19 protein-coding genes are annotated in these 16342 nt (G+C 67.8%); 9 read left to right on the forward strand and 10 right to left on the reverse strand.

The features are described from left to right. A partial coding sequence (locus tag ASF31_RS14335; protein ID WP_200918645.1) for a hypothetical protein occupies positions 1–93 on the forward strand: 93 nt, incomplete at its 5' end. 220 nt (positions 94–313) lie between these two features. On the opposite strand, the gene ASF31_RS13650 is transcribed toward ASF31_RS14335, so the two are convergent. The 3 genes from ASF31_RS13650 to ASF31_RS13660 form a co-directional block, all read right to left on the reverse strand. After that, entirely contained in the window at positions 314–1201 is an 888-nt protein-coding gene (locus ASF31_RS13650) for a pentapeptide repeat-containing protein (protein ID WP_055755153.1), read from the reverse strand. Positions 1202–1282: 81 nt separating this feature from the next. After that, a complete protein-coding gene (locus ASF31_RS13655) occupies positions 1283–1774 on the reverse strand; it encodes a pentapeptide repeat-containing protein (RefSeq protein WP_055755154.1) in 492 nt (163 codons plus the stop codon). A 57-nt stretch (positions 1775–1831) separates the two neighbouring features. Further along, the gene (locus ASF31_RS13660) at positions 1832–4375 is read right to left on the reverse strand and encodes a hypothetical protein (RefSeq protein WP_055755155.1); all 2544 of its coding nucleotides are present in this window, start codon (positions 4373–4375) and stop codon (positions 1832–1834) included. Positions 4376–4581: 206 nt separating this feature from the next. Between ASF31_RS13660 and ASF31_RS13665 the strand changes: the two genes are divergently transcribed. From ASF31_RS13665 to ASF31_RS13675, 3 genes are read left to right on the forward strand one after another with little or no spacing between them, the layout of a single operon-like run. After that, complete coding sequence (locus ASF31_RS13665; RefSeq protein WP_055755156.1) at positions 4582–4974, forward strand: NADH:ubiquinone oxidoreductase subunit NDUFA12; 393 nt, start codon at positions 4582–4584, stop codon at positions 4972–4974. Then, complete coding sequence (locus tag ASF31_RS13670) at positions 4971–5624, forward strand: DUF2155 domain-containing protein (protein ID WP_055755157.1); 654 nt, start codon at positions 4971–4973, stop codon at positions 5622–5624. The genes ASF31_RS13665 and ASF31_RS13670 overlap by 4 nt, the downstream gene beginning before the upstream one ends. Positions 5625–5650: 26 nt before the next feature. Then, a complete protein-coding gene (locus ASF31_RS13675; RefSeq protein ID WP_055755158.1) occupies positions 5651–5989 on the forward strand; it encodes an EF-hand domain-containing protein in 339 nt (112 codons plus the stop codon). Here the strand turns inward: ASF31_RS13675 and lepB are convergent. The 5 genes from lepB to aroQ form a co-directional block, all read right to left on the reverse strand. Next, a complete protein-coding gene (gene lepB / locus ASF31_RS13680) occupies positions 5986–6750 on the reverse strand; it encodes a signal peptidase I (protein ID WP_055755240.1) in 765 nt (254 codons plus the stop codon). The two genes, ASF31_RS13675 and lepB, sit on opposite strands and share 4 nt — an antisense overlap. 78 nt (positions 6751–6828) lie before the next feature. Continuing rightward, positions 6829–7536: a leucyl/phenylalanyl-tRNA--protein transferase gene (gene aat / locus ASF31_RS13685; RefSeq protein ID WP_082465149.1), complete on the reverse strand. Its 708-nt coding sequence runs from the start codon at positions 7534–7536 to the stop codon at positions 6829–6831. Beyond that, on the reverse strand, positions 7506–8858 hold the full coding sequence (gene accC / locus ASF31_RS13690) for an acetyl-CoA carboxylase biotin carboxylase subunit (RefSeq protein ID WP_055755159.1): 1353 nt from the start codon (positions 8856–8858) through the stop codon (positions 7506–7508). The genes aat and accC overlap by 31 nt, the downstream gene beginning before the upstream one ends. Before the next feature lie 3 nt (positions 8859–8861). Beyond that, entirely contained in the window at positions 8862–9350 is a 489-nt protein-coding gene (gene accB / locus ASF31_RS13695) for an acetyl-CoA carboxylase biotin carboxyl carrier protein (protein WP_055755160.1), read from the reverse strand. Between the two features lie 46 nt (positions 9351–9396). Then, positions 9397–9843: a type II 3-dehydroquinate dehydratase gene (aroQ, locus tag ASF31_RS13700; RefSeq protein ID WP_055755161.1), complete on the reverse strand. Its 447-nt coding sequence runs from the start codon at positions 9841–9843 to the stop codon at positions 9397–9399. A gap of 344 nt (positions 9844–10187) precedes the next feature. On the opposite strand from aroQ, the gene thiS reads away from it, so the two are divergent. The 3 genes from thiS (at position 10188) to ASF31_RS13715 (ending at position 12272) form a co-directional block, all read left to right on the forward strand. Further along, the gene (gene thiS, locus ASF31_RS13705) at positions 10188–10394 is read left to right on the forward strand and encodes a sulfur carrier protein ThiS (protein WP_055755162.1); all 207 of its coding nucleotides are present in this window, start codon (positions 10188–10190) and stop codon (positions 10392–10394) included. A 61-nt stretch (positions 10395–10455) separates the two neighbouring features. Further along, positions 10456–11238 carry a HisA/HisF-related TIM barrel protein gene (locus ASF31_RS13710; protein WP_055755163.1) on the forward strand — a complete coding sequence of 261 codons (783 nt, stop codon included), beginning with the start codon at positions 10456–10458 and terminating at the stop codon, positions 11236–11238. Positions 11239–11972: 734 nt separating this feature from the next. Then, positions 11973–12272 carry a hypothetical protein gene (locus ASF31_RS13715; RefSeq protein ID WP_055755164.1) on the forward strand — a complete coding sequence of 100 codons (300 nt, stop codon included), beginning with the start codon at positions 11973–11975 and terminating at the stop codon, positions 12270–12272. Here ASF31_RS13715 and udk read toward each other — a convergent pair. Continuing rightward, entirely contained in the window at positions 12269–12916 is a 648-nt protein-coding gene (gene udk / locus ASF31_RS13720) for a uridine kinase (RefSeq protein WP_055755165.1), read from the reverse strand. The genes ASF31_RS13715 and udk overlap by 4 nt on opposite strands. A gap of 158 nt (positions 12917–13074) precedes the next feature. Here udk and ASF31_RS13725 point away from each other — a divergent pair, with 158 nt between their 5' ends. Both ASF31_RS13725 and ASF31_RS13730 read left to right on the forward strand, forming a co-directional pair. Beyond that, positions 13075–14703 (forward strand): long-chain-fatty-acid--CoA ligase, encoded by a 1629-nt coding sequence (locus ASF31_RS13725; RefSeq protein ID WP_055755166.1) that lies wholly within the window; start codon positions 13075–13077, stop codon positions 14701–14703. Between the two features lie 18 nt (positions 14704–14721). After that, entirely contained in the window at positions 14722–15390 is a 669-nt protein-coding gene (locus tag ASF31_RS13730) for a DUF1499 domain-containing protein (protein ID WP_055755167.1), read from the forward strand. Here ASF31_RS13730 and ASF31_RS13735 read toward each other — a convergent pair. Further along, positions 15387–16289 carry an MBL fold metallo-hydrolase gene (locus ASF31_RS13735; protein ID WP_055755168.1) on the reverse strand — a complete coding sequence of 301 codons (903 nt, stop codon included), beginning with the start codon at positions 16287–16289 and terminating at the stop codon, positions 15387–15389. The two genes, ASF31_RS13730 and ASF31_RS13735, sit on opposite strands and share 4 nt — an antisense overlap. Positions 16290–16342: the final 53 nt, after the last annotated feature.

The following is a 16342-nucleotide window of genomic DNA, read 5'->3' on the forward strand; positions in this document are numbered from 1 at the left end:
ACCCCGATCGCGATGGACCAGGGCCTGCGCTTCGCCATCCGTGAAGGCGGCCGCACCGTCGGCGCCGGCGTCGTCGCCAAGATCGTCGAGTAAGAAGACCCGGTCCTCGGGCTGAAACAGTAGCGTAACAGAACGGCCCCCGGAGCAATCCGGGGGCCGTTTTGCTGTGGGCTACCCGCAGATCGCCAGAGGCGCCCGTAAGAGGTCCGAGTTTCATCGGATTGCGCCGCAGGCCAAGGCCTCTGGTCTTTGGGGTGCGGGTCAGGCCTGAGATACGGGGCGGTCCCGAAGGGACGAGTCCGAGGCGGACGGCTTAGTTTTCGGCGTTGACCAGGTTTCGCACGCGAGGCGGGACCGGCGGCGTGGGCGCTGCGCGGACGATGCGAATAGAACTGCTGCGGCAGGCCTGGGGCGAAAGGCGGCCGGGCAGGCGGGTCGAGCCGTCGCCGCAGGCTTCGCTGATCTGGTCCTGCGTCAGGCCTCGCGCGCCCGACAGGTCCGCGCCGCGAATGTCGGTTCGACGCAGCGAGGCGTTGGAGAAGTCGGCGCGCGAGAAGCTGCCGCCGGTCAATCGCGCCCCGTCCAGGCTGGCGTTCGAAAAGTCCGCGTTGGAGAAATCGCCGCCCGAAAGGTTCGAGGCCGTGACTTCGGCGCTGGCGAAGTTGGCGCCCGACGCCCGAACATTGGCCAGTGTGGCGCCGAACAGTTCCGAGTTGGAGAAGTTGGTTCCGGCCAGGGTGGCGCCGGTGAAGTTGACCCCGTGCATCTCGCTGCCCGAAAGGTTGGCGCGGGTCAGGTTGGCGCGAACGAAGGACGATCCTTGCGCCTCGGCGCCGTTGATCTGAGCCCCGGTGAAGTTGGCGGAGGTGAAGTTGGCGCCGACGATCTCGACCCCGCCCATGTTGGCGCGGCTGAAATCACTGCCGGTGAAGTTGGAGCCCATCATCTCGGCGCCGCGCAGGTTGGCGCCCACCAGGGTGGCGTTCATGAAGCTGGCGCCGGTGAAGGTGGCGCCCGACAGATTGCGGCCGGACAGTTCGCAGCGATTGCACGATCCGCCCAGCGACACCGAACGGGCCACGTCGCGGTCCTGCATCGACATCTCGACCCCGGCGAAGGCGGGGGAGGCGGCGAGCGCCAGTCCCAGCGTCAGCAGGGCCAATGTGGGGCGGACCCGGATATGTTCAGCGATCTGTTTCACGCACTCTGAATGCCTCGAAACCCCCGCCGCACCTACTTAAATCGAGGTAACTTCATGAAATCGAGGCAAGGTCGGCGCCGCTCAGCAGGCCGGAATGCGCAAGCCCCGAGGCAGGACGGTGGAGCCGTCGCCGCAGGCCCGGTTCAGTTGGGCCTGGGTCAGGCCGGTGGCTCGCGCCAGCTGAGCGCCCGACAGATTGGTCCCCGACAGGGTCGCGCCGGCGAAGCTTGCGCCCTCCAGGTAGGCGCCGACGAAGCTGGCGTTGGTCAGGTTGGCGCGCGAGAAGTTGGATCCCGAGAAAACGCCGCCATAGGCTTCGACGTCACGCATGTCGGCGTTGGAAAATCTCGTGCGGTTCATGACGCTGAGGCTCAGGTCCGCCTGACGCAGGCGTGAGCCGGCCAGGTTCAGGCCCCGCGCCTCCAGCCCCGAAAAGTCGCCCTGAAAAAGATTGCAACCGGCGCAGGAGGCGCCGCGCTTCACGCTGGCGATCTGGCCCGCGTTCTGGGCCAGCGCTGGCGCGGCGACGGCCAGCAGGGCGGCGATCAGGCCGAGGGAAAGTGTGCGTTTCATGGACCGGGCTCCGACGTTCGATCGTCTGTCAGCAAACCCTAGGCCATAACCCTTAATCTACCCCTGATCGCTTCCTTGGAGCGCCGGAGCGGCTCCGCAGGTGTCGCAGACCCAGGCGGCGCCGCGTTGCTGCAGGCTGAAATCGCCGCAGGCGGGGCAGGCGACGGCCTCGCTGTTGGCGGCGGCGCGAGCCTCTGGATCGCCTTTCTTGCCAAAGGGCAGGACGACCAGATTGTCGGGCGCCGAACCGCGCGCGAACCCCTTGGAGATGAACCGGGCGGCGGGCACGGCTTCGTTGGCGTCGGGTTTTCCGTCGCCAAGACCGTCGGCGTTCAGATCGTCGGTTCCGGCGTTGGCCAGCTCATGCCGGTCCAGATAGGAGACGCCCAGTTCGCGGAAGATGTAGTCCAGGATCGAGGTCGCGGACTTGATGGAGTCGTTGCCGGTGACGCGCCCGGCCGGCTCGAACCGGGTGAAGACGAAGGCGTCCACGAACTCGTCCAGCGGCACGCCGTATTGCAGGCCGATCGAGATGGCGATGGCGAAGTTGTTCATCAGGCTGCGGAAGGCGGCGCCTTCCTTGTGCATGTCGATGAAGATTTCGCCGAGCTCGCCGTCTTCGTATTCGCCGGTGTGGATATAGACCTTGTGGCCTCCGACGGCGGCCTTCTGGATATAGCCCTTGCGCCGGTCGGGCAGTTTGCGGCGCGCGCGTTCGCGCTCGACCACGCGTTCGACGACCCGTTCCGTCGGAGCCGGGCGAGGCGCTTCGCGGGCAGGCGCGGGGCGGCCAAGCTCGGGGCGGGCGGTGTCGAGCGACGGCAGGGACACCAGCGGGCCGGCGGGCGGTGTGGTGCGGGACAGACGAATGGCGCGATGACCGTCCAGCGCGCCCTGGCTCAGCAGTCGCGCGGCCTGGGTGGAGGTCGTGCGCCAGTCCATCGGTTCGATCGCGAGGTCCGGCATGTCGCTGAACGGCTCGACGGCGCGCCGCAGGTCGGCCGCCGCCGCCGCCGGATCGTCCAGCAGGGCGGCGACGGACGCCGGCGCCTCAGGCCAGTCGCGCAGATCGCCATATCCGAAGACCCAGCGCGTCGCCGCCGTCTCCGCCTCTTCCGACACGCCCAGCAGGGTCAGCAGCAGACCATCGCCGTCTTCCACGCCCAGGACGTCGCGGATGAAACCGGGGTCCAGGACGGGGGCGGCGAAGACCGTGTCGAAATCCTCGGCCCAGCCCAGGGCGGTCTCGATGGCGGCCAGTTCGATGTCGGTGAAGCCCAGGGCGCGCAAGGCTGTATGGTCGATGCCCGGCGCCTCGACCAGGGTGCGGCGACCGAACGTCCACCGCTCCGCCGCCTGGACATCGCCGCCGGCGGCAGAGATGGCCGAGGCAAGCGCGGGGTGCAGCCGGCGACCGATCTCGCCGTCGGCCGTCTGGAACACATCGATCGCCGCGACGCGACCCAGGCCCAGCCGCAGCCGTGCGTCCGCATCCTCGACGAACAGGCCGATGGCCGAATGGCGACGCGGCTTCTCCGGGTTCGCCCAGTCGGGGCAGGGACCGCGCAGGCTCGCCAGTTCGGCCGAGGTCTGCGCCGCCGTCGCCGCGACCACACCCGCGAGCGTCTGCGCCTGATCCATGCGGTCGTCGCTGGCGGACAGCGCGTCCAGTAGGCCGTCCAGCCCCAGGGCGATGGGGCCGGGCGTCGCGGTCTGAAGATCCAACGCCACGGTCAGCAACCGCGTCAGGGCCGTCAGATCGGTCGCTGCGTCGCCGTCCAGCGCCAGCACGGCGCTGAGGTCGATGATGGCCCGAGCCGTCTGCGCCGTCGCGGTCTCCGCATCGCGCGGGTCGAAGGCGACGATCAGCCCGCCGTCCAGCGCCGCCTCGGCCGCCAAGAGGGCCTCGGGCGCGCCGGCCGCAATCTGGGTCCGGTCCGCCAAGGCGATCAGAGGCGCGCCTTCGACCATAGGCTCCAGGGCCATCGCGGGCCGTTCGCCGTCGATGGCTCTCAGGATATCGGCGTCGCTGGCGCCGCAACGCCTCGCCAGCGCCGCCGCCCGGCCCAGGGCTGGATTGCGTGACGGGTCGCCGCAGTCGCCGCGTGGGCCTTCGCAGCGATCGACCGCATCGGCCACGCCCGCCAGCGCCTCGGCCAGGGCGTCGGCCGCCTGAGCCCCCAGACGCGCAGCCGCGCGCCGTCCGGCGTGCGCCTTCAATCGCGCCGCCGCGCCGGGGTCGTTCAGATCGACGACGCCGACAGCCGCAGGGCCAGACGCCGCCGGCGCCGCCAGGCCCAGCCTGAAGGCGCCCGACAGCTCTTCGACGAACGCGGCGGCCTCGGCCCGGTCGAACACGCCCTCGCTCACGCCTGTCTCCGCCAGCCGCTCGGCCCAGGCGTCGACGCCGCCGTTCAGCCAGTCGCCGGACAGGGGCGTTGCGAATCCTTCCGCCTCGACCCAGTCCAGCCAGGCCTCGATCCGGACGTCGGACCAGCCGGCGGGAGCCAAAACCTGTTGCACGCCGGCGGGGCGCTCGATGGCGCGGGTCTCCATCGCGACTCGTTCGGCGCGAGCGGCGAAGCCGGATTGAAAGCGCATGGCGGCGTCTCTCCGAAAGGTTCGGCCAAGCCTAGGATGCACACGCGGCCTAGCCAATACATCTGGTGTCGCTGGGCAGGTTTGCCCACAAGATATCGATTCACCGCCAGGCGCCTGAACGCTGGACGAAGAGGGCGCGGGTTTCTATGATCCGCACCAGACGCCGCCTCCCTTTCCGGCGACCCCTTACGGTTGGATTCCACGACGTGTTGAGCAAGATTTTCGGCTGGTGGGAGGGCGCCACGATCGGCACCCGGTTCACCATCGCCAAGCGCGGTCGCTTCGTCGGCCAGGACGAGAACGGCAATCGCTATTACGAGAGCCGCGACAACGTCAGCTACGACGGCCGCAAGCGTCGCTGGGTCATCTATGACGGCTATGCCGAGGCGTCCAAGGTGACGCCCGACTGGCACGGCTGGCTGCACTACACCTTTGACCTGCCGCCGACCGAGCAGCCGCTGCCGCGTCGCGCCTGGGAGAAGGAGCATCTGCCCAATATGACCGGCACGCCTCTGGCCTGGCGTCCGCCCGGCTCGCTGGCGGGCGACGCCAAGCGCCCGGCCGCGACCGGCGACTATCAGGCCTGGACGCCCGAGTGAAAATCCGCCGCATCCTGTTGGGCGCGGCGTCCGTCGCGGCTGTGCTGAGCGCCGGTGCAGTGACCGCCAGCGTGCTTCAGGACGCGCCGCGCGATGCACGTCCGGTCCAGGATCCGATCGGCGACATTCTGCGCACCACCCCGGCCCAGCCCTCGGTCCCGACCGAGACGCCGCCTGCGGGCGCGCCGGCTCCGCGTTCTCCGGTCGCCGTGGCCCCGCCGCCCAACGTCGTCATCGCCGAGGACGCCGCCGTCGAGGAAAAGGCCGAGGAAGAGGTGGCGACCGAGAAGCCCGTCGCCACCAAGGCCATCGACCAGCCCGCCACGCCCGCGCGTCGCCAGCGTCGCAAGTTCGCGATCATCCAGGCCATCGACAAGGTCACCGCCGAGACGATGAAGTTCGAGGTGGAGGTCGGCGGTCGTCCCGTGCGCTTCAACCAGAATCTGATCTTCGCGGCCCGCGCCTGCGAGGTCACGACACCGGACGAACTGACCGAAGACGCCATCGCCTATATGGACGTCTCGCTTCAGGCGCGCGGCCGGCAGGAAGGCCGCCAGATCTTCCGCGGCTGGATGTTCGCCTCGTCGCCCGCCGTCAGCGGGGTCCAGAGCCCCTACTATGACGCCTGGGTCGTCGGGTGTAAGAACTGAGCTCTGACGCCGCGAGGAGGCGCGCCATGGATCGCAACAAGCCGCCCAAGAAGACCGAGACGGTCGAAATCCGACTGCCCCACGCGACCAAGACCGCCTTCATGGCCCGGTGCCGTGACGAGGGCAGGACAGCCAGCGACGCCATTCGCCGCTTCATAGACGCCGAGTTGAACGCGACGTCATCCGCACGCCCTCAACCCCGCCTGGGCTGGCGGCCCCTGCTGGCCGCCGCCGTCGCGGGCCTGGCGCTGGGCGCCGTCGCCGCGCCCTCCCTGGCCCAATCGTCACCCACCCGCGCCGACTTCGACCGGCTGGACCGCAATCACGACGGTGTCATCAGCTTCGATGAGTACCGGGCGCGTTAGCGGATGCGGACCAGGAACCGATCCCACTGAAGGTTCAGCCACGTCCAGGGCTTTAACAGGCCTGCGCCCGGCTTCCATGAGGCCAGCACCACCTCGGCCCGGCCGATGATGTTTTCGGCCGGCAGCAGGCCGACGCCGATCTCGGGCGGCCAGCGGCTGTCCAGCGAGTTGTCGCGATTGTCGCCCATCATCAGATAGCAGCCCGCCGGCACCCGGCGCGCAGGCGTGTCGTCGCCCGGCAAGCCCGATCCGCCGTCGTAGGTGACGTAGGAACGCCCGTCCGCCAGCGTCTCGCGCACCTGCTGGACCCGTCTTTGAGGCGCATCGTGGTCGGCGACGACATCCAGCCGGGTCTGTCGCACCGGGTCGCCATTGACGAACACAACGCCGCCCCGCACCTGAACCGTGTCGCCCGGAAGGCCGACGACGCGCTTGATCCAGGCCTCGCTGGGGTCGCGCGGCAGGCGGAACACTACGACGTCGCCGCGTCTCGGCTCGCGCCCGAACAGCCGTCCCGGCGACATCGCCGGATTGAACGGCAGAGACGCCGTGCTCCAGCCATAGGGATATTTCGACACGACGATATAGTCGCCGGTCACCAGCCCCGGCTCCATCGACGACGACGGGATGGTGAAGGGCTGGAACAGGACGATGCGGATCGCGAGCGCCAGGATGACGGCGAAGAGCAGCGTCAGGGCGATCTCTCGCACCTCGCGAAGAAGGGACGGGCGGGGCGGGGCTTTTGGCGGGGTCTGGGTCATGCCGCCATTGACCGTCAGGCTGGGCGAACACGCCAATCCTAAGCTGTCGGGACGGGCCCCAAATCGTGTCCGGACAGACTAGGCGCTGGCCAAGGCGACCGCTTCTGCACCGGTCAGGGGTGCGCGCAACGCGCCTTGGTCCGGTCTAACCGACAGCGCGGGCTGAAGTCGCTCAAGATAGGTCGCTTGCGGCGTTTCAACCGCACCGAACTGGCTCAGATGGTCGGTCAGAAACTGGGCGTCCAGCAGGGTCCAGCCGCCCTTTCGCAGGCGCGCGACCAGATGCACCAGAGCGACCTTGGAGGCGTCCCGCTCGCGGCTGAACATGCTCTCGCCGAAGAAGGCCCCGCCCAGCGACACGCCGTAAAGCCCGCCGACCAGCCGCTCATCACGCCAGCACTCGATGGAATGAACGAAACCCATGGCGAACAGGGCGGCGTACAGCCGCCGGATCGGGCCGTTGATCCAGGTGTCTTCGCGATCCGGTCCTTGCGCCGCCGCGCATCCATCCAGCACCGCCTCGAAGGCTGTATCGACCCGCACCTCGCACGGCTCGCCCCGCACGGTGCGGCGCAGGCGGCTGGGGATGTGGAAGGCGTCCAGCGGAATGACGCCGCGCTGTTCCGGCTCGATAATGAAGACGCGCGGATCATCGCGCGCCTCGGCCATCGGAAACACGCCCCGGGCGTAACAGGCTAGCAGGTCCTCGGGGCCGAAACCGCCGAAAGGCCCGCTGGCGCTGAAATCGGGGTCGGTCAGGCGTCGCCCTTCTGACGGGCCGCCCATTTCTCCAGCCAGTGGATGTCGTAGTCGCCCGACAGGATGTCCGGCTCGGCCAGCAACTTCTGGAACAGGGGGATGGTCGTATCGACGCCGCCGATGACCACCTCGTTCAGCGAACGCTTCAGGCGGGCGATGGCCTCCTCGCGGTCGCGGCCGTGAACAATAAGCTTGCCGATCAGGCTGTCGTAATAGGGCGGGATCGAATAGCCGGCGTAGATCGCGCTATCCAGGCGCACGCCCAAGCCGCCCGGTGCGTGGAAGTCGGTGATCTTGCCTGGGGACGGGGTGAAGGTCTCCGGGTTCTCGGCGTTGATCCGCACCTCGATGGCGTGGCCTTTGAACTCGATCTCGTCCTGGGTGAACGACAGCGGCAGACCGGCGGCGATGCGCACCTGTTCGCGAACCAGGTCGACGCCCGTGATCATTTCGGTGACCGGGTGTTCGACCTGCAGGCGGGTGTTCATCTCGATGAAGAAGAACTCGCCGTCCTCCCACAGGAACTCGATGGTGCCGACGCCCAGATAGCCGATGGCGGCGATGGCCTTGTTGACCGTCTCGCCGATCTGCTTGCGACCCTCGGCCGACAGGGCGGGTGAGGGGGCCTCTTCCAGCACCTTCTGGTGACGGCGTTGCAGCGAGCAGTCGCGTTCGCCCAGGTGGACGACATTGCCGTGGCTGTCGGCGATGACCTGGATCTCGATGTGGCGCGGCTTCTGGAGGTAGCGCTCCATATAGACGGCGCCGTTTCCGAAGGCGGCCTTGGCCTCGGACTGGGCGGTCTGGACAGCCTCGACCAGATCGTCAGGCGTCAGGGCGACCTTCATGCCGCGTCCGCCGCCGCCCGCCGCCGCCTTGACGATCAGGGGGAAGCCGATGGATTTGGACGCCTCGATCGCGGCCTCGACGGTCTCGACTTCGCCATCCGAGCCGGGGACGACGGGGATGCCGGCGTCCTTGACCGTCTGTTTGGCGCTGATCTTGTCGCCCATCACCCGGATATGCTCGGGCTTGGGGCCGATGAAGGTCATGCCGTGGGCCTCGACGATCTCGGCGAAGCGGGCGTTCTCCGACAGGAAGCCATAGCCGGGGTGGATCGCCTGGGCGCCGGTGATCTCGGCCGCCGCGATGATCGACGGGATGTTCAGATACGACTTGGCCGCCGAGGCGGGGCCGATGCAGACGCTCTCGTCCGCCAGCCGCACCCACATGGCGCCGCGGTCGGCTTCGGAGTGGACGGCGACGGTCGAGATGCCCATCTCCTTGCACGCCCGGTGGATGCGCAGCGCGATCTCGCCCCGGTTGGCGATCAGGACTTTCGTGAACACGGCTCAGGCTTCCAGCAGGACGAGGGGTTCGCCGAACTCGACCGGCTGGGCGTCGCCGACCAGGATTTCGGCGACGACGCCGTCGCGCGGGGCCTGGATCGGGTTCATCGTCTTCATGGCTTCGACGATCAGCAGCGTCTGGCCCTTCTTGACCTTGTCGCCCGGCTGGACGAAGGCCGGCGCCTCCGGCGAGGCCTGCAGATAGGCGGTGCCGACCATTGGCGACTTAACCTCTTCGCCGGCGCGGGCGACGATGGTCGCCGGATCCGATGGCATGGCGGCAGGCGCAGCAGCAGCAGCGGGCGCAGCGGCAGCAGCCGGAGCGGCGGCGTACTGGACCGGGGCGGCGTTGACGGTGATTTCGCGGGCGACGCGGATGCGCAGATCGCCGCGCTCGACTTCGACTTCCGTCAGGTCGGTCTCGTTCAGGATGTCGGCCAGCTGGCGAACCAGGCTGGCGTCGATTTCGGCGTGTTTCTTGTCATCGGCCATTGGAGTGCGCCTTGTCTTTCGTGGTCTTGAGTAAACGGGACGGGCCTCAGCCGCGTTCCCGAACCTTGGTGAGAGCCGCCTGGACGGCCAGTTCATAGCCCGCCGCGCCGAAGCCGGCGATGACGCCGGTCGCCGCGGAGGACACATAGGAGTGATGGCGAAACGCCTCGCGCGCCGCCGGATTGGACAGATGCAGCTCGATCACCGGGATCGACAGCGTCTTCAGCGCATCGTGCAGCGCCACCGACGTATGCCCATAGGCGGCCGGATTGATGATCAGGACGTCGGCGCTCTCGCGCGCCTCCTGGATCCAGTCGACCAGAACGCCCTCATGATTGGTCTGGCGAAACACGATTTGCGCCTCGCCGGCCGCCTTGACGCAGCGCTGCTCGATGTCCGCCAAGGTGTCGCGGCCATAGATATCCGGCTCCCGAACCCCGAGCAGATTCAGATTGGGGCCGTTCAGCACATGAATGACGGGCGTTTCGGCCATGGTTCCAGAATCGATCCGGCGCAGCGCGGCGCAAGAGGGGCCTTTTAGCGGACGCAGGGCGTGGGTCAAACGCTCGCGGCGTTGAACCTTACCCGACGTTACGTGCGATGGCGTGGATTTCGCAGCGCCGGCTGCCATCGTCCCTGGTCGGGACGGCCTGAGGGAGCGGCGAGGATGCGCCAGGACGGCAAACTGATCCTGAGAACCGTGGTGGCGACCTTTGCGGCCCTGGCCGTTGCGGTCGGCGCCTTCCTGTTCGAGGCCGGCTGAGCGCACAGTCTGGCGAAGCGGCCTGTCACCGTCTATCTGACGCGCGACGGTCGGAGAGGCGAAGGTCAGGGAGAATGCGCGTGCACCAGATCCATCTCAATGGCGAGCCACGTCAGGTCCAGGCCGCCACCATCCTGGCCCTGGTCGAGGAACTGTCGCTGGACCCGCGCAAGGTCGCCGTCGAACGCAATCTCGAGATCGTGCCCAAGTCGCTTCACGCCGCCACGCCGGTCGCCGCAGGCGATCGTATTGAGCTGGTCCAGTTCGTCGGCGGCGGGTGATCCGATCAAATCGGGCTACGACGGGTTCCCCCGCGCGCCTGAGAGGCCTAGGTCAGCATCCATGACCGATACAGCCAACGAAACCTGGTCCGTCGCCGGCCGCACCTTCAACTCGCGCCTGATCGTGGGCACCGGCAAATATGCCGACTACGCCCAGAACGCCGCCGCAGCCGAGGCGGCCGGGGCCGAGATCGTCACCGTGGCCGTGCGCCGGGTGAACCTGTCCGACCCGACCCAGCCGATGCTGGTCGACTATGTGAAGCCGGATCGCTTCACCTTCCTGCCCAACACCGCCGGCTGCTTCACGGGCGAGGATGCGGTGCGCACCTTGCGTCTGGCGCGCGAGGCCGGCGGCTGGAGCCTGGTCAAGCTGGAGGTGCTGTCCAACACCGCCCACCTGTATCCCGACATGATCGAGACCCTGCGGGCGCTGGATCTGCTGATCAAGGACGGCTTCGACGTCATGGTCTATTGCACCGACGACGTGGTGATGGCCAAGCGGCTCGAAGACGCCGGCGCCGCCGCCATCATGCCTGCCGCCGCCCCGATCGGCTCGGGCCTTGGTATCCAGAACGAGGTCAATGTCCGCCTCATCGTCGAACAGGCCAAGGTGCCGGTGCTGGTCGATGCGGGCGTCGGCACGGCCTCGGACGCGACGCGCGCGATGGAACTGGGCTGCGACGCCGTCCTGATGAATACCGCCATCGCTGGAGCCAAGGACCCCATCCGCATGGCCCGCGCCATGAAACACGCCGTCATCGCCGGCCGCGACGCCTATCAGGCCGGCCGGATGGCGAAGCGGATGTATGCCGACCCGTCGTCGCCGCTGGCGGGACTGATCTGATCCAACCGTCTCCTCCCCGCAGCGCGGGGAGGAGGACCGCGAAGCGGTGGAGGGGTTCTTGAAGTCCCACAGAGGCCGCCGATGCGCTGAAGAGCCCCTCCGTCTTTCCGCTGCGCTTCGAGCCACCTCCCCATGAAATGGGGAGGTGGCGATGCTCAGCCATCGCAATGCCGCTGGTCCATCCGCAGCGATTTCAACCGCTTGCCGATTTATGTCCCCCGTCTCCCATCCACGGGGTCAAACGGCCCCATAATGCATCCGTCTCGTCGCATGGAGGGCTCGCCTGGCCTGCGACCTTGCGGCGGCGAGAGCGGAGGGAATGGGGGCGATGGTGAGACTCCATCGCGGCGCCGGGGCTGATCGGCCGGGGAATCGCCCCGGCGTCCGCAGTCGCGTCGCAGGGTCGAGGGGGATACTCGGCCGCACCGGGGATCGGGGATCGCTGCTCCGACCCGCCCGTCGCGTCGCAGGGTCGAGGGGGATACTCGGCCGCACCGGGGATCGGGGATCGCTGCTCCGACCCGCCCGTCGCAGGCTTATGGGGTTAGGCGATAAGACCGCCACCGCTCGGCGCCCCGAGCTTGCAGGCCAACCTTCCGCGCGGAGCGTCATACCCTTCGTCGAAACGGTAACTACAAACTCACACTCCGGGCGAAGGCCCGGCGCTCCGCCCAGCCCTCCAGACTTCGCAGGCCGAACGCCGCGAAGCTGATACCCCCTGTCCGGAGACCCGCATGGCCCGCCCCAAACCTCGTCGTCCCAAACCCGGTCGCGGTCTCCCGCCGCCCTACAGACAGACGCCCGAGGAAGAGGCCGAGGATGACCGCATCCGCGCGGAGTTGCTGGTCGAGTACGAACGCCTGGACGCCATCAAGGTCATCAAACAGGCCGAAGCAGACGAGCGCGCGCGCATCAAGGCGCTGAAACGCGCGGCGGAGGCGCAGGAGGCACGCGACCTCGCCGCCAGCGGTGCAGACCAACAGCCTATCCTTACGGTCCAGTCGCCAGACCGCATCAGAGACCTTTGGTCCTAATCGTCCAACATGGCCTGCAGCAGCGGATGGGCCAGGACCGGCGCGGCGAGACGCACCACAGCCTGGGGGTCTTCCAGGCGGACGGCGGCCGTCGCATCGGCGACGATGAAGTCGGCGTGGGTGCGCGACGGTTCGGTCAGGCGTTCATGCCCCGGCCGAACAGTCGCCAGATATTGCGCCACGACCGAATCCGCCGATCGGCCCCGCTCGGCCTGGTCGCGCAGCAGGCGGCGGATGAAGCGGATGTCGGCGGGGGTGTCCACGAAGACCCGGATGTCGAACAGGGCGGTCAGATCGGGGGTGCACAGAACATGCGTGCCCTCGACGATCACCACCTCGGCCGCCGGGATCGGCTCGCCGCCCGGCTCGCGGCCGTGATGGATGAAGGAATAGACCGGCGCCGTCACCGCGCGCCCGGCCTTCAATGCCTTCAGGTCTGCGATCATCAGGTCGTGATCGCGCGCCGTCACATCGTCGAAGTCGAAGGTCGCGGCGTCGAAGCCGGGCAGGGAGGCTGCGTCCTTATAATAGCTGTCCTCGCGCACCAGCACGGCCGACCCTTCCGGCAGGGCCGAGACCAACGCCTCCGCCAAGGTGCTTTTGCCGGAGCCGGAGCCCCCCGTGATCGCGATCAATATGGTCATGGGCGGCCTTCTAGACCGCTGAACCGGCCGACGCCACGGGGGACGATCCGCCGCGCCGTTGCTGACGCTACGTCACGTTGCTTATCGCCGATCACCGATGTTAGCGTCGGCTCAAGCGTCGCATCAAAGCAGACGCATCCAAGGGACAAGGATACGACATGCTGGGCTTGATGCAGGACTGGCCGCTGACGGTCGACAAGATCATCGACCACGCCAAAAACTGGCATGGCGAGCGCGAAGTGGTGACGCGCTCGGTCGAGGGGCCCATCGTTCGCACGACCTACGCCCAGATCCACGACCGGGCCAAACGCGTGTCCAGTGCGCTGAAGGACTGGGGCGTCAAGCCGGGCGACCGCGTCGCCACCCTGGCCTGGAACACCGCCAATCATATCGAGGCCTGGTACGGCATCATGGGCATCGGCGGGGTGTGCCATACCCTGAACCCGCGCCTGTTCCCCGAACAGCTCATCTATATCATCAATCACGCCGAAGACCGGATCATCTTCGTCGACCTGACCTTCGTGCCGCTGCTGGAAGCCATCCTGCCGCATATCCCCAAGGTCGAGCGCGTCGTCATCATGACCGACGCCGCCCATATGCCGCAGACGAAGCTGCCCAAGGCCGTCGCCTATGAGGACGCGATCGCCGGTCAATCGACCGACGTGGTCTGGGGCGACTTCGACGAACAGACGGCCTGCGGCCTCTGCTACACCTCTGGCACCACAGGCAATCCGAAGGGCGTGCTGTATTCGCACCGCTCCAACTTCCTGCACACCTTCATGGGCCTTCAGGCCACGGTGATGGGCGCCACGCCCAAGGAGGTGATCCTGCCGGTCGTGCCGATGTTCCACGCCAACGCCTGGGGCATCGCCTTCGCCGGTCCCGCCGCCGGCACCAAGCTGGTGATGCCGGGCGCCAAGATGGACGGTCAGTCGATCTATGAGCTGATCGAACAGGAGGGCGTCACCTTCTCGGCCGCCGTGCCGACCGTCTGGCAGGGCCTGTTCGCCCACATGAAACAGAACGGTCTGGGCTTCTCGACCCTGAAACGCGTGCTGATCGGCGGCTCGGCCTGCCCCGAAAGCCTGATCCGCGGCTTCCAGGACGATTTCGGCGTTGAGGTCACCCACGCCTGGGGCATGACCGAGACCTCGCCCATCGGCACCATCGCCAACCTGCCACCCGAAATCCTGAAGCTGTCCTACGACGAGCAGATGAAATACCGCCTGAAGCAGGGCGTGCCGCCGCTGGGCGTCGAGTTGAAGCTGAAGGACGAGGCGGGCGCCGAACTGCCGCATGACGGCGCGACCTTCGGCCGCCTGATGGTCAAGGGACCGACGATCAGCCGCGCCTATTTCAAGGAAGACGGCTCGATCCTGGACGACGAAGGCTTCTTCGACACCGGCGATGTGGCCACGGTCGACGACCTGGGCTTCATGCAGATTACCGACCGCGCCAAGGACGTCATCAAGTCTGGCGGCGAGTGGATCAGCTCCATCGAGATCGAGAACATCGCCGTCGGCCACCCCAAGGTCGAGATCGCCGCCGTCATCGGCGCGGCCCACCCCAAATGGGACGAACGGCCCGTGCTGATCCTGAAGCTCAAGCCCGACGAGACGCTGGACAAGCAGGAGCATCTGGACTTCCTGACCGGCAAGATCGCCAAGTGGTGGATGCCCGACGATGTGGTCGCCGTGGACGACATCCCGCTGGGCGCGACCGGCAAGATCGACAAGAAGCTTCTGCGCGACCGGATGAAGGACTATCGTCTGCCGACCGCTGCCTAAGTTAGAACAGGAGCCTGAATGCCGACCAGAAAGCCCGTACCCGCCATTCTGCCCTGGCTGACGGCGCTGGCGGCGGCGCCCTTCGTGCTGATCGTGGCAGCCGTTACGGCGACGCGGTTCGGCGGGCTCGATCTTGCGATCGGTTACGACCTGCTGACCTGGACCGTGGCGCGCATCCTGGCCTGGGTCGGTCTGGCGGCGGCTCTGGCGGCGGTGGTGCTGGCGCTGCGCGATCTGAGGGGCAGAGGGATTTATGCGCTGGTGGCGCTGGTTCTCTCGGGTGCGACCGTCGCCGGCTTCGTGCTGCGTCAGGGCCAGGATGCGACGCCCCATCCACGTGACGTCAGCACCAACCTGGACGAGCCGCCGGGCCTGCCGCGCGCCGCCGGCCCGCGCAGCGGCGCGCCGCAGACCTGTAACGGTGTGGACGCCATCCCGACCCAGGTCCTGGCCCAGCAGGCGACCTCCGCGCTGGTCGATGCCGGCTTCGTCGTCACCCGCGCCACAACCTTCCAGGTCGAAGCCGTGCACGCCGGCGCCTGGTTCGGCTTCGCTACCGACGCCGTCGTCCGCATCCGTCCCGGGCGCACAGACATTCGCGTCGCGGCTCGCAACAGCCGTCCCGACGGCGGCGCCACCTGTCGCCTCGCCGCCAAGATCACCCGAAACCTGGAAGCGGGACGCTAAGTCAGCCGGAACTGCGCCGACAGGCCGGGCACGCCATCGCTGATCGCCGCGCCGTCCTCGACCAGCTTGATCAGATGCGCCAGCACCGACAGCGACGCTGCCGGCCACAGCCGCTGATCGACGGCAGCGTAGAGAACCGGGACCATCTCGGTGATCGTGCGATCTCCCGCCGCCAGCCGCTGGAGCACTTGCGCCTCCCGCTGCAGCCGATGCGCGCGATAGGCTTCCAGAAACGGCCGCACCTCCGTCACCGGCGCCCCATGGGTCGGCCACAGCACATCGAAGTCGCGCGCGATCACCGCATCCAGGCTGGCCATATACTGACGCATATTCCCATCCGGCGGCGCCACGACCGTCGTCGACCAGCCCATGACGTGGTCGCCACAGAACAGCGCGTTCTCTTCGAGCAGAGCGAAAGCCATATGATTTGACGCGTGACCGGGCGTGAATATCGCCTCGATCGTCCAGCCGTCGCCTTCGATGACCTCGCCGCCCGTCAGCACCACATCTGGCGCGAAGTCCGCATCCTCATCCTCGTCAAGCGCACCCGACGCAAGCGTTTCCCGCACCGGAGGCCGGGCCGCCCAAATCCGTGCTCCGGTCGCCTCGGCGAACCGCCGGGCCAGAGGCGCATGATCCCGATGCGTATGCGTCACCAGCACATGGCTGACCCGCCGCCCCTCGACCGCCGCCATCAGCGCCGCCAGATGCGCCTCATCCAGCGGCCCTGGATCGATCACCGCGACCTCGGCCCCTTGGTCCGGTCGGCCGACGATATAGGTCCCCGTCCCGGTGAAGGTGAAAGGCCCCGGATTGTCGGCGATCACGCGCTGAATCAAAGGCGACACCTGATCGCGTCGCCCATAGGCGAAGTCGAACGCCCTGACGAACGGGATCATCGTCACGGCCGCGTTTGGCGCAGAGCTTGCGTTAACGTCTCGGTAATCATGCC

It is taken from the genome of Brevundimonas sp. Leaf280, assembly GCF_001422455.1.
In the GTDB taxonomy this organism is placed as follows: domain Bacteria; phylum Pseudomonadota; class Alphaproteobacteria; order Caulobacterales; family Caulobacteraceae; genus Brevundimonas.

What these genes read in the sequence shown, in the direction of transcription:
- ASF31_RS13655 (WP_055755154.1), bottom strand. Translation starts at nt 1,774, where the DNA reads ATGAAACGCACACTTTCCCTCGGCCTGATCGCCGCCCTGCTGGCCGTC.
- ASF31_RS13660 (WP_055755155.1), bottom strand. Translation starts at nt 4,375, where the DNA reads ATGCGCTTTCAATCCGGCTTCGCCGCTCGCGCCGAACGAGTCGCGATG.
- ASF31_RS13675 (WP_055755158.1), top strand. Translation starts at nt 5,651, where the DNA reads ATGGATCGCAACAAGCCGCCCAAGAAGACCGAGACGGTCGAAATCCGA.
- lepB (WP_055755240.1), bottom strand. Translation starts at nt 6,750, where the DNA reads ATGACCCAGACCCCGCCAAAAGCCCCGCCCCGCCCGTCCCTTCTTCGC.
- aat (WP_082465149.1), bottom strand. Translation starts at nt 7,536, where the DNA reads ATGGGCGGCCCGTCAGAAGGGCGACGCCTGACCGACCCCGATTTCAGC.
- accB (WP_055755160.1), bottom strand. Translation starts at nt 9,350, where the DNA reads ATGGCCGATGACAAGAAACACGCCGAAATCGACGCCAGCCTGGTTCGC.
- aroQ (WP_055755161.1), bottom strand. Translation starts at nt 9,843, where the DNA reads ATGGCCGAAACGCCCGTCATTCATGTGCTGAACGGCCCCAATCTGAAT.
- thiS (WP_055755162.1), top strand. Translation starts at nt 10,188, where the DNA reads ATGCGCGTGCACCAGATCCATCTCAATGGCGAGCCACGTCAGGTCCAG.
- ASF31_RS13710 (WP_055755163.1), top strand. Translation starts at nt 10,456, where the DNA reads ATGACCGATACAGCCAACGAAACCTGGTCCGTCGCCGGCCGCACCTTC.
- ASF31_RS13715 (WP_055755164.1), top strand. Translation starts at nt 11,973, where the DNA reads ATGGCCCGCCCCAAACCTCGTCGTCCCAAACCCGGTCGCGGTCTCCCG.
- udk (WP_055755165.1), bottom strand. Translation starts at nt 12,916, where the DNA reads ATGACCATATTGATCGCGATCACGGGGGGCTCCGGCTCCGGCAAAAGC.
- ASF31_RS13725 (WP_055755166.1), top strand. Translation starts at nt 13,075, where the DNA reads ATGCTGGGCTTGATGCAGGACTGGCCGCTGACGGTCGACAAGATCATC.
- ASF31_RS13730 (WP_055755167.1), top strand. Translation starts at nt 14,722, where the DNA reads ATGCCGACCAGAAAGCCCGTACCCGCCATTCTGCCCTGGCTGACGGCG.
- ASF31_RS13735 (WP_055755168.1), bottom strand. Translation starts at nt 16,289, where the DNA reads ATGATCCCGTTCGTCAGGGCGTTCGACTTCGCCTATGGGCGACGCGAT.